This window comes from Amphritea balenae (assembly GCF_003858655.1).
In the GTDB taxonomy this organism is placed as follows: Bacteria; Pseudomonadota; Gammaproteobacteria; order Pseudomonadales; family Balneatricaceae; genus Amphritea; species Amphritea balenae.
Map to the genome: position 1 here is coordinate 16,978 of NZ_RQXV01000007.1, position 12,289 is coordinate 29,266.

Annotated in this window: 11 protein-coding genes; 8 read left to right on the plus strand and 3 right to left on the minus strand. The window is 42.2% G+C overall.

The window, feature by feature from the left end; translation table 11 throughout:
* Positions 1-149 precede the first annotated feature (149 nt).
* Positions 150-596 carry a very short patch repair endonuclease gene (locus tag EHS89_RS12765; protein WP_124926548.1) on the minus strand — a complete coding sequence of 149 codons (447 nt, stop codon included), beginning with the start codon at positions 594-596 and terminating at the stop codon, positions 150-152.
* Entirely contained in the window at positions 593-2,047 is a 1,455-nt protein-coding gene (dcm, locus tag EHS89_RS12770) for a DNA (cytosine-5-)-methyltransferase (RefSeq protein WP_124926549.1), read from the minus strand. The genes EHS89_RS12765 and dcm overlap by 4 nt, the downstream gene beginning before the upstream one ends.
* A 204-nt stretch (positions 2,048-2,251) precedes the next feature.
* Here dcm and EHS89_RS12775 point away from each other — a divergent pair, with 204 nt between their 5' ends.
* The gene (locus EHS89_RS12775) at positions 2,252-3,706 is read left to right on the plus strand and encodes an MvaI/BcnI family restriction endonuclease (RefSeq protein ID WP_124926550.1); all 1,455 of its coding nucleotides are present in this window, start codon (positions 2,252-2,254) and stop codon (positions 3,704-3,706) included.
* Positions 3,707-3,835: 129 nt separating this feature from the next.
* Here EHS89_RS12775 and EHS89_RS12780 read toward each other — a convergent pair whose 3' ends face one another.
* Positions 3,836-4,939, minus strand: coding sequence for a protein NO VEIN domain-containing protein (locus EHS89_RS12780; protein ID WP_124926551.1), 1,104 nt, complete (start codon positions 4,937-4,939; stop codon positions 3,836-3,838).
* Positions 4,940-6,393: 1,454 nt separating this feature from the next.
* On the opposite strand from EHS89_RS12780, the gene EHS89_RS12785 reads away from it, so the two are divergent.
* The 7 genes from EHS89_RS12785 to EHS89_RS12810 all read left to right on the plus strand — a co-directional run bounded on the left by EHS89_RS12785 (position 6,394) and on the right by EHS89_RS12810 (position 12,194).
* The gene (locus tag EHS89_RS12785) at positions 6,394-6,846 is read left to right on the plus strand and encodes a hypothetical protein (protein WP_124926552.1); all 453 of its coding nucleotides are present in this window, start codon (positions 6,394-6,396) and stop codon (positions 6,844-6,846) included.
* On the plus strand, positions 6,843-7,796 hold the full coding sequence (locus EHS89_RS12790) for a TRAFAC clade GTPase domain-containing protein (protein WP_124926553.1): 954 nt from the start codon (positions 6,843-6,845) through the stop codon (positions 7,794-7,796). Before EHS89_RS12785 ends, EHS89_RS12790 begins: the two co-directional genes overlap by 4 nt.
* Before the next feature lie 786 nt (positions 7,797-8,582).
* Complete coding sequence (locus EHS89_RS12795; RefSeq protein WP_124926554.1) at positions 8,583-9,152, plus strand: recombinase family protein; 570 nt, start codon at positions 8,583-8,585, stop codon at positions 9,150-9,152.
* A 343-nt stretch (positions 9,153-9,495) separates the two neighbouring features.
* Positions 9,496-9,795 carry a hypothetical protein gene (locus EHS89_RS12800; protein ID WP_124926555.1) on the plus strand — a complete coding sequence of 100 codons (300 nt, stop codon included), beginning with the start codon at positions 9,496-9,498 and terminating at the stop codon, positions 9,793-9,795.
* Positions 9,796-9,943: 148 nt separating this feature from the next.
* Complete coding sequence (locus tag EHS89_RS12805) at positions 9,944-10,225, plus strand: hypothetical protein (protein WP_124926556.1); 282 nt, start codon at positions 9,944-9,946, stop codon at positions 10,223-10,225.
* A 28-nt stretch (positions 10,226-10,253) separates the two neighbouring features.
* Complete coding sequence (locus EHS89_RS21140; protein WP_170167496.1) at positions 10,254-10,424, plus strand: hypothetical protein; 171 nt, start codon at positions 10,254-10,256, stop codon at positions 10,422-10,424.
* 399 nt (positions 10,425-10,823) lie between these two features.
* Positions 10,824-12,194 carry a hypothetical protein gene (locus tag EHS89_RS12810; protein WP_124926557.1) on the plus strand — a complete coding sequence of 457 codons (1,371 nt, stop codon included), beginning with the start codon at positions 10,824-10,826 and terminating at the stop codon, positions 12,192-12,194.
* Positions 12,195-12,289 lie beyond the last annotated feature (95 nt).

The following is a 12,289-nucleotide window of genomic DNA, read 5'->3' on the forward strand; positions in this document are numbered from 1 at the left end:
ACATATCAAGATTAATAAAATAACTTTTCAGAAACTATAGGAAAAAATATGAGTTATTTTTTTGAACGCCGTGCTACAAGAAAATAGCTATATGCATAGGTAAAGGCTGTTTGGAATGACGGCTTTATAGTGGAAGGGGGCTCTGGCTACTATGGGATTTCTGATGAGTCAGCGCGAGTTCTGATCCAGTTAGAAATGATTTTAATAAGTATGTCCTCTTTGATTCTCTCTTTACCGCTAATTGCACATTCCCAGACTGTAAGTACCCGCCAACCCGAGTTTTCCAATTGCTGTTTTTTCAACAGATCTCTGTCACGGTTACCATAAAGCTTAGCTTTCCAGAAATCAGTCCGTGTGGCGGGAAGCTTAAACAGATGACAATCATGGGCGTGCCAGAAGCAGCCGTGAACAAAGATAACGGCTTTGTATCTGGGTAGTACTATGTCTGGTTTGCCGGGGAGATCTTTTGGGTTGAGCCGGTATCTGAAACCGGCTGCGTGGAGCCGTTTACGAAGCCAGAGCTCTGGCTTCGTGTTTTTGGACTTGATGGCAGACATGTTCTTCCGACGAATCTCGGAAGAATGAACATCGGTCATAGCTCAGCCTGAACAGGAACTCTACAATACTTATCCTGAATTACTCGCTTACGCCCGTCTATGATTCTGCTTTTCATAAGGCGAGCAATTGCCGCAAAAACCGGAACAACAACTGAGTTACCAAATTGTCTGTATGACTGAGTATCAGATACAGGAATCCTAAAGTCAGAGCTTTCAGTTTTCTCAAATCCCATTAATCGGGCGCACTCTCGGGGAGTTAAGCGTCGGGGGCGATTAGCCTGGTTTTCAGAGTTCCAGAAATCTGATTCAGCCAAACTCATATCCCAGCCTTTATGATCTACCAGTATTTCGGATCCATCCTTGTGATAGCGAGCAGATAAGGTTCTGGCTACGCTATTCTCATTCAATGGGTTAACCAGCCCGAAACCAAAACCATTACCTTTCGCCTGGTGTTTTTTTGCATATTCGTACAAGTATTCCCATAAGCGAGGGGTCAGAGTGTACTTGTCGGGCACTTCTTCATCGAGAAGCTCTGAGAAAGTTGGTTTATGCTTTGGTATCTCATTTTTAATATTTTTAAGTGTAAAGCCTTCGTGGATGTTCAGATCCTTTCTGAAGCCTACAAGGGCTATTCGTTCCCTGTGTTGAGGAATAAAGTGCTTTGCATCAATAACTTTTGGATCACCAGAGCCCATCTCTTCAATATCAGAGACCCAGTAGCCTAGCTCATCAAGCGTATCTGCAATGATTTTGAAGGTCTTTCCTTTGTCATGACTCTTTAGGTTTTTAACGTTTTCTAAGAGAAATGTGGCGGGGCGCTTTGCTTTGAGAATGCGTGCAACATCGAAGAATAAAGTGCCTTGAGCTTCGCATTCAAAGCCGTGAGCTCTGCCGAGGGCATTCTTTTTTGATACGCCAGCTAGTGAGAATGGCTGGCAGGGGAAACCTGCAAGAAGAACATCGTGATCCGGTATAGTCTTACTTATATGACGATATGCTTCTTCTTCTGAGATGGTTTCATCTTCAGAGAGAGTTACTTCTCGAATATCTTCATTAAATATATGTTCTTCACATGAGTACCAGTTGGCTTTATACGTTTTCTGAGAGAATTTATTCCACTCACTAGTGAATACACACTTACCGCCTATAGCTTCAAATCCGCTACGGATTCCCCCGATACCTGCAAAAAGGTCAATAAACTCAAAATCAGGATTGTCATAGTGATCCGGCTTTTGCGGCAGCATTTTCTTTAAAATAGTAACCTCAAGAGTATTTAATGCTTTAAGAGGCTCTTTACCCTTGAGTGCTCTGTTTAGGTGCTCTCTGCTCCATGAATCAGGGCTTACTGCATTGAGCGCTTCTGCAAGCGCCTTCTGATCCCAGACCTGAAGTAACTCTTCAATAAGTAGCAGGTCTTCAGCCCGACGGTTTTCTAATGCTTCTTTTTCTTCTGTGGCGATCTGTCGAGCAATGTCTGTTAACTGGTTCATATCTAAGGATCATTAGCGGTGGTTTTGTGTGAACTTTATCACACGAATGACCCGGCGGAAATGATTATATGTTTTTTTATACAGTATTGTGCGGGGGCATTTATGTGCAACATACTACGAGCACAGTTTACATCCCTTTGAGAACAGGGAAGTGGTGTAAATGGCGGAATGAAATAAGCCCTTACGAATACAGGATGTACTCCATTGGCGAATAAACCAAAGATTTATGACTCTCAGGCTAGCCTTGAGTTCTCACTGAGCTCTTTATGCGAATGCTATTCTGATTTAAGAGTTGAACGTATAGTCTATAAACATTTAGCGCCGAATGATAACAGCAAGAATCAGCCTTATATGGCGGCAGATTTTTCTGAAATAGGCTTTATTCCTTCGGGTGACTTGATTCCTTCAAGTACGTTCTCATCGAAGCAAATGAGTCAAAAGAGAAGAACAAAGTTTACTTCTTTACTCAATTTCCAATGGTTATCTCCTGATGGAAGAACATACAAAGCTCCCGATGCTAAATTGATCTACTACCCTCAGTTTCCTGAAGTGCGATTATCCGGTTTTCTTAAAGGCTGTCCTGTTGATATTAGTGAATGGATGGATCCGGGCAAAAGGGGGCGCAGTCTGGGGAGAATATTATTCTTAGGTATTCGTAGTGATGGTTCCATCTTTTCATATCTTGCAATCCCGGGCTCCAGGATTTCCAGGGAAATAAAGGATTGGGATTCCATACCCATCACTTCACTTCTACATAGGTTGATTCCGAAGGCCCGGCAGCTATCGATATTTACGGGAGTAAGTGAAACAAGAGCAAATTATTCGTTGCAGCTTTCGGGTAGCAGTACATCGAGACAGGGGTTGATTGATGAATTGAGGCGTATTCATTTTAAAGGACCAATAGGCAGTAAACGACTAAATAAAGCCGGTATTGAAATACCTTATAAAGCAAGGAATGGAGGAGGCTACACTTTAGAGGCTGAGTTAGGAATTACTCCGAATGGAATTGCAGAGCCAGACTTTCTTGGGTGGGAAGTGAAACAGTTTGGTGTAAAAAGATTTGATCTGATTAAAAGTAAGCCTCTGACTGTTATGACTCCTGAACCGGACGGTGGTTACTATGATCTTCATGGAGCAAAAGATTTCGTTTTAAGTTACGGCTATACGAATGGTGGTGATCGGTATGACTTCACGGGGCGTCATTTGGCGAACTTAGTTTGTAAAAAAAGCGGACTAACGTTAATTGTGAATGGGTTCGATCCAGTTAATAGAGAAATGACAAATGCAGCTGGCTTTATTGGTTTGTTAGATTCTCAAGATAACGTTGCAGCTAGTTGGAGTTTTTCTAAGCTATTAGAGCACTGGAAAAGAAAGCACTCAAAGGCTGTATATATACCTTCATTAGCCTCAGATGTTGAGAGCGGCCACAGGGCTTACCATTACGGTAGCAACATACGATTGTTTGAAGGAACAAACATTAATATGTTGTTAGGTGCAGTACTTGATAAGGCGATTTACTATGATCCGGGTATTAAAGTTGAGAGTGTATCAGCGGGAGGGAAGGTAAAGGCGCGCAGTCAGTTTCGTATAAAGTCGGCTGAATTGGATTGTCTCTATCTTCAGAAGACGGAAATGGACCTCTCTGATTCTTTAGAGTAACAATTAGGAGGGACCATAGCCTTGGTTCACCTTCAATGGTTGTGTTACTCAGGTTTGTAAGCATAAAACTACAAGAAATAAGAGCCAACTTACCCACTTTTTCTGGTGAGTAAGTCTCTTGGAAACGTTCTATATACGATTAAAACTACCATTTTCAAAAAAACAAGTTGGTCGGAAGTCAAACATTTTTGCGGGCTCTATTTTTGATGTGCAAAGGGAGGCACCATCAGGAAACGATGTAGATAAAATAGTTTGTGCATGTGTTTGTGTCTGACCTGATATTGCTATTTCTGATGTTTCATTACTAAGAGCATATACCCGGCAGATGAAGGTTTTTTCTAAGTTGGTAGCCATATTCTCAAGTTCACCAATGGATACATAAAAAGGGGCGTTCAACGTACCAGTTGTTGACTTAACCTCTAGCCTGATTTCTTCATTAGTATCTGTAGTAGCTCGGAAATCGAATTGTGCGCAGTGATTTATCTTTGACTCCCATACATGGCGTGTGATTTTTTTTCCGGAGATGTAAGGGTGAGTGCTTAGCCATTGATCTATTATATCCTCGCCTTTATCTCCTATCTCATTATTTCTACGCTGCATGCTTTCGAAAGCTTTTTTGGATATTTTTCTTGAACCTGATGTTATCTGAGTATTGTGGTCTTTATCCTGTGGGTCATCAAACGACTCATTTAGTACAATAGATATGGCATGCTCCTGGTCCCTTGTTGGGAGCGAATCTGCAAGGCTTTCTCGAGAGATAAGAGTCGATGTTTTAGAGCCTAACAAACTATTTAAAGCGCTGTACGCAGCGCTGTCTTCGCTAGCAGTCTGGCTTACAAGCACGGCATTAGCTCTGAAGTTTTCATCTTCAGTAAAGAGCTCAAAAATAAAAATATCCCCTGTGTCTATTGTGTCGAACCTACCAGGAGCATCACTTTCGTGAATGATGCAGTGCTGTAATCGCCAATCCTTTGAATGTTTGCCTATATTTGCCGCTTTGCGTATTGCTGCAGTGTTCCCTAAAGGTCCGTAAAAACAGGTATCTATGTGGATGACTTCGCTTCTGGGTAGTGATGCAAAAACAGGAGAAAGTTCAACAATTTGGGGTTTAGGAATGACGATAGCTTTTTGTTTTTTCTTTTTTGACGTATCAGCATTAGATCTTATAAAGAAAGAGTCAATAAAAGTAGCATCAGAGGCTGATAGCCTTTTTACGAATAGTTCCCTTCTCACAGTAGTAAAGTCCTTTAGGTAAATAATAATAGAGTAAAGCCTATTATGAGTTTTATTACTGAATCAGATTTTTTATGTAATTTAACATACTTAATTGATCAGTCTTGGAAATGCAGATGTAAAAAACAAATATGCCTTAAATAACAATTGGATACAATCGATTTGAATAGTTGGGGCTGAGTAATAATAATTAGAGATAATTGGGGTTATCATCGGTCATTGATTGGGTCAGAGTAAAATTAATCTGGCTTTGAATCTAAGCAATTGTCGGTAGTATTTGCTGCTTGCAGCGTATCCTTCGGGTCATCGGAAGTTCGCGATGATTTGTCGCGCAAAGAACGCGCTCGGTTCGACCCCGCTACGCGGCTTCTCAGCTCCCGCTTCACTTTCACGGACACAAAAAAGGCTGCCCGGTTGAATGATTCTGTGCAGAGCTGGTAATACGGTGGCGGGAGTACTGCGGCCGTTCCGGCCTTGCCCTTCGGGTCATCGGAAGGGCGCGATGATGTGTCGCGCAAAGAGCGCGCTCGGTTCAACCCGCTCCGCGGGCTCAACCCCCGCCATACTTTCACGAGCGCAAAGAAAAAGGGCTACCCGGAGGGCAGCCCTTTTTCTTTGCATTTGGTGGAGGTGGCGGGTGTCGAACCGCTGCCTAACCTGTATAATAAAATCAAACAGTTATCTCTGAAGACCGCCTGACTGTAGTGTATCTTAGTAGCAAACTTAGTAGCAAATTTTGATTTGAATATCCTATTTGGTCAGCAATGATTCTGCTGTTTATAGTGTCGTTGCTGGGATAATTCTACTGGGTAGTATTCGGATAGCTTAACAGGCCCAAAGCATGTGTTACGGGATGATTTTTGGGGTGATGAATGGATAAGTAAAAATGATATTGATGTAAGAGGATTTAGGGCGTGGATGAAGTGTGGTGATTGAGGCGCGCTCGGAATGCCTGACCCACTCAGCGTATCTCAACGCAAGGCGCATCATAAGGGTTTCAGGCGAGCTTAAAAACGAGATACCGCTTTTGTCCCCTATACCTATAATTTCACTACGCTCTCTTAAGAGTGAATCGCTATGATGAATCCTAATTGCTTAGCAATGTCAAAGCGTCTTAAGGTGTTCCAGAGCAAGGTTGCATTGCGCATAGTCATTTTAATCTTGCTGTAGCCCTGTATCCGTAGCAAGGTCACCATGCCTACAGCCATCGTTGAGTGACAGATTTTACTCTGCTCAACGATTGATTGGGTAATGGAAAAGATCCAAAGCGAACAGCCAGTGCTGTAACAGAAAATTTACGAACGATACGTTCCCCATCCCGACCAATTTGCCTCATATCAACAATACATGCTCCACTTTTCCCCTTAACTATCATAGAATTACTATCCAATTTAGCTCAAAGTGTTTTTTCGAGTAAAATACCAAATACAACGATTGTATGGAGACAACCTGTTGTGAGTAATAAAACGCCTTCTTCTTGGGCTTGGATGGTCGTCCACATTCTTTTTCCTTTATGTCCGTTCTTTGTTGAAGGATTAATTAGGGTTGTGGCCTTTGACAACACGGTGTCACAAACTACTTTCAATAGTGCAACTTTAGCAATGTCCATTGGCTTATTGTGTCTATACGTTAGCCAAAGCTTAATAAAGCATAAGTTAATTATTCCAGGTTCAGACGGATCAGATAGTTTAGCTGGAGCAGCTTCATCTTTCTCTATAATAGCAGTTTTTTCATTTTGCACTTTCGCAGTAATAGTTATGTTAAGCGCATTAATAGAGGATGAAAGTTCTATGAAACTTATCGGGATTAAATCAACCGTTGATTATTTTGTGTTTTCAATCGCTATTTTTCCTGTCATATCTACTATTTATGCACAGAGAAGCTTCAAACTGAGTACAGCAATATGAACGATATTTTAGATATAATAAATAATTTAGCGTTTCCTTATGCTGAGCCAGCATTAGTTGGCATATTGATCGGTTCTTTATTCTCTGCTTTTTCTATATTAGTGATGAGAAAGAAGCTCCCTGTAGCTCATAGCATCGCAGTGATTGGTCTACCTAGAACTGGTAAAACAACACTTGTTACTTCAATATTTGCTGAAATATTCTCTGCAAGAATGAGAAGAATATCTTTAACTCTTCGCGGTGACGAGACAATAAAAAAGGTAAATGATGATATTGCCAGACTGCAAAGAGGTGAAGAGCTAGGCCCAACAACTGATCAGGATTTATTTGCATATAGAGCAGATATGGTTACCGGGAGTAGTATCTTCTCTAGACGATATAAGGTTGAAATAGGAGACTTTCCCGGAGAGGATAGCGAAGAACTTGCATCATCAACAGATATTGATTGGCTTCAAAAAACACCTTTCTTCAGATGGGCTATAGAAGCAGATGCATTTTTATTCGTAGTGGATGCAAGTCAACTTATTAGTGGTGATAAAAAAGCCATTGATTATACAATCCACACTATTAATTCATACAGGGCTTCTTGGCAAAAGATAAAAGATCATTACTCAGATGGATTAAACGATTTAAAATCAAAGCCTATTACCCTAGTCTTTACAAAAATTGATGCCCTAGACGATTATGTCGGTAGAGATGGATCTATTACGGGACCTGTACAATATAAAGTTATAGATGAATCAATACTATCTAATGTTGAGAGAGAGCTTGATTTTGTGATGAGGGATCTAATTGGTTTTTTCAGAAGTGAGTCTAGAAACTTCTCGGTAACCTATACTAGTGCATTTGGAATATTATCGAGTTTGCCGTTGGGAGATAATACAAAGCTAGGTATGGAAAGAACTTTGTCATCGGTATTGCCTAAAATAAGGCCGTCACTTTTTAAATAGTTAATGTGCATGTTAATGATCGCTTATCCTACTATTTCAAATATGGCCTATATATGAAGGTTGTCTTATTTTTGATTTCTAAGGTTCTTTTGTTTCTATGCACACATAAATCTTTTCATCGTTCAGAGTAGCAACCCCTTCGGGCTTAGTGTATTGAGTTTTTGGGAAAGCGTTAGGTGTTCATGGCACCTTCTAATAGTATTATAATGACCTAATTTAGAGAAATGGCTCAAGCGATATGCTTTTGTTAAAATCGTTTTGGCACAATTATGTGAAGCCCTATACCGGTATTGGTTTGCCTGAGTTTCCCCCATAGGGGGTCTTTATCTGCCCCTGAAACATCAATAGCCCTCCCCCTATAATCTCCCTGTTTTATGCATATATTGACCTGCAAATGGCTGTTTTTGGCCATCGCTGAAACCCGCGTGGTTACTGGGTTTGAAGTTAGGGCATACCCTAGGAACACTGGCGCGCCGAGAATACCTCTTGGATAACACCGCTGTATCACACATAAATCAGCACTAAAGCGGTCTATGAATTACCTGTTAATTAGCCAGGAATTACCTGTTTTAAGTGATTTCTGAAACCCGCGTGGTTACTGGCTTTCGAATTAACCCGCGTACTAGGAACACTCACGCCTTAAAAATGCACCTATCTTATTATCAATAAGGTATACCTCTGTGATCGACATTAAAACTACCTGATTTAACTATCAATAGAGTTGATATTGTAGATTTGATATGAAACTATCACTGCATCAATACTCTACTGATAGGTAATGTCGATATGAAAACATACGGATATGCACGGGTAAGTACTGAAGATCAGGATCTGACTATTCAACGTGATGCACTCTTAGCAGCTGGCTGTGATTCAGTGAGGGAAGAGAAGGTCTCTGGTCAGGCATCTACAGATGATCGAAAGGAGCTATCCATACTGCTGCAGTTTCTCCGGGAAGGGGATTGTCTGGTGGTCACCCGGATAGATCGACTGGCACGTAGTCTTAAGAACCTTCAGGACATCGTCCACCAGCTAAAACAGAAAGGGGTGAATCTACGTGCTACAGAACAGCAGGTAGATACCAGTACAGCTGCAGGGAAAGCTTTCTTCGATATGCTGGGGGTGTTCGCAGAGTTTGAAACTAACCTACGTAAAGAGCGTCAGGCTGAAGGCATCGCTAAAGCTAAGCTGAAAGGTGTCTACAAAGGCCGTAAGCCTACCGCACAGGAAAAGGCTGATGATGTACTTCGGTTAGCTGATGAAGGCCTTAAACGGCAGGATATAGCTGACCAGCTGGAGATAGGCATTGCCAGTGTCTACAGGATTCTTAAGAACAGTAAGGCTGCTGCGGTATAGCGGCCTGTATTCTGGTTAATAGTGGTCAGAATGTTAGTGGTTACTGACTGTTTTTTCTAAAAGGCCCATCCTAGGAATACTACTCGCAAAATATCATCTGTTCCGGTCAATGTGAGTAGGTACTATCAACTTTTTTATATATGACTCCCCTTAGGAATATACAAACCATTTCACCCTGATCGATCCCGGTCAGAGACCCCAGATAAAAGAACATACCTGCGTTATCACACGGCTCATCTGCTGTGGGCTTTCGCACGTCTGCGCTTTTGTATCGTTGCTTTCCCTATCTATCTCGGAGAGGAAGCAACTCCCATTAAATAACCATTAAAAGGTACTAACTACTATGAAAAGACGACCAAAGGTCTACCTGACACGAAAAGCGATAAGCCAGCGGATAGGTCTTACAGAATCCTCTATAGAAACCATCCAGGAAATATCTGAAGTACTCAGTCGATTCTCCAGTAAGGACTACAGCAGAGCACTGCTAATCCGCAGAGCAATTGAGGTGTACGACCAGTATCTGCTGAATCAACACAGGGGAGGTTATCTGTCAGCCGAACCGGAGCGTATTGAACGGCTAACGGGTGCAAGAGGACGGCCATCAAAGTCAGACTCCAAATCAATATCAGGGAGATATAGCTGAATTGAACAACCTAAGATGGGTCATCGTATTCCTAACCCAAGAAATACTGCTATACACCCCCTCATATGCTGCCACAGGGCTATTTCTAGTCCTGTAATCAACCCTGCTACGCACTACCAATAACAACAATAAGAAGAATAACAAAACTATGAATACACCAACTGAATGCCCTAAGTGGGAGAGCTGCTCTGCGGCTGTCTGTCCAATGAACCGAACCGGTAAACACCTGAAGGGCGAAACAGTCTGCCTTTACGCTCAGGAGATGGTAAAGCCATGGGCTTACTTCCGGTTTGAAGAATGCGGTATCCCTTGGGTCTATGAAACGCTGCTTCCTAACCTTGGGTGGCTGCTGGATCAATCACCTGATATCCACAAGAGGATGCTAAAGGCCTCGACAAAACGAACAAGACTGGTCGCTAAACCATTCTGAAATTAACAACCATAAAGGACATATCTACATGAACGAATCACTTCTAAACTCAATCAAAGAGCACTGGTCAGAAGGGATCTGCCATCTGGGCACCTGTTACTACTCAGATGAACATCTGCAGAAGATGCACCATGCCATCCAACTGGAAAAGCTTAAGGATTTACTCTGTGAAGCTGGGCTATTACAACGGAGGGAATAGTAGATCCACCAGCTTACCCAACACCATATAAAGCCTTAGTTTTCATTTTTCTTCGCGTAATGAAGAGAAGGTCTAAAGGAAGACAAAAGGCCCTAAAGATATAGAAGAGATCTACTAAAGAACCTGCGAAGCGAAACCTGTATGTGAGGTACGAGCATGCAGGAATAAATAAAGAAGATTGATATTTAAGTTATCAATAAAAATAGGAATAAAAGGGATCACATCTCTTAAGTCTCCGCTACAGATCTCTCTCTACGACTAACCCACTAATACCTCTTAAGCATCAACTGTTGAACATCTACCTAAGGCCTTCCTGGTCTTTCTGTTCATCTCTTCAGTTGATCCGCTCAGAGACTGCTCCAGACCGGAGCTACAAATCTACCAATAACAATAATAACTATGATAATTCACACTAAACAATACGCTTTCGGTGATGCCCATGCATTGTCGAAAAAGGACTATGTAAACGCTATACCTGTCGATTTTTCTCTAGTCACAGGAGGTCAGCTCAAAGTCCTATCCCAACAACTCACCGGAGAAATAATCCAAGACAGTTTCATTGAGAATAAACGCACACCTAACGCTAAGAAAAAGGCTAGGTTACTTGCCAATGTTGATGCTGCAGTGGCTAATCTGTTCCTTCAATTTATGGCCCAACAGACCGGCTGTTTGAAAGCTATATCAGGCCTGCTGTCGATAGATCGTACTGTGGAGGCTTATTCTCCATCAACTATGGTTACTCGGTATAAACCTGAAGCTATCTCATTTGATTACTTCATAACTAAGACGGTTGATCCGCTATTAGCACGGGGGCTAATCGAACAGGACTTAGGCTATAAACCCCAAGACCCATCTCAGCAGGGCTATAAAACACGCATCCAAGCGTCTGGGTTACTGCTAAAGAAGTTTGAAGAGTTCTACAGAGCTGGTCAGTTAGATATCGCGTGTCAGTCAATGGTAGCCATCGATCCAGAAGCTGAAGTGATTCGTCTAAAGAATAAACAGAAGAGACTGATTGATTATCCAGAGACAACTGAAACGGAAGCTATGCGGTCTACTGTCAGAGCTTTCAATGAATACCTTCAGAGTGCGCCAGAGATAACACTTGATGGTATCCGACAAACAGCTGGACGTTATGTCTACCGGGTATTCAATAACAACTCATTTGATCAAGGTGGTCGATTCTATGGAGGGTTCTGGCAACGCTTGTCGTCTGAAACAAGAGCAAGGCTTTTGATCGATGGAGAACCTGTCGTTGAGCTGGACTATTCATCTCTTCACTTGTCTGTACTTTACAACCTGAAGCTGGGTATCAAAGTGCCTAAGGGTGATTTATACGACCTGTCTGCATACGGTATTGGTGAACCTGGTAATCCTGTTGCACGTAAAGCAGCTAAGTTCACATCGATCATCATGTGCAACACCAAACACCCCAGCGAAGCTAACGGTGCAGTGGCCAAGAAGCTTACTAAGCTCCGGAAAGAAGGACATGAGGTGCCTTGGACAGCTGAAGAAATTATCAAAGCGTTTATGAAGAAGCATAAGCCGCTGAAAGAGTTCTTCTGCACCAGCCTTGGTCTTCAGATCCAGCGGAAGGATTCGGATGTTGTCGATAAGATCCTTGCCTTAAGTGTCGAGCAGGATATCCCTGTGCTGCCTATTCATGATTCTTTCATTGTCCGTCAGTCTGATGAAGGTTGGCTGCGGGATGTGATGGAGTCTGAGTACAGGAATGTCATGGGGTTTAATCCTGTGGTTCATGCTGCGTAGCTTTATCAAAAGAGCTCTGAAAAAAGCCCCTCGCTTGAGGGGCGAATAACACTTACACACACACACAAGGGTCATGACTAAACAACCCTGATGGG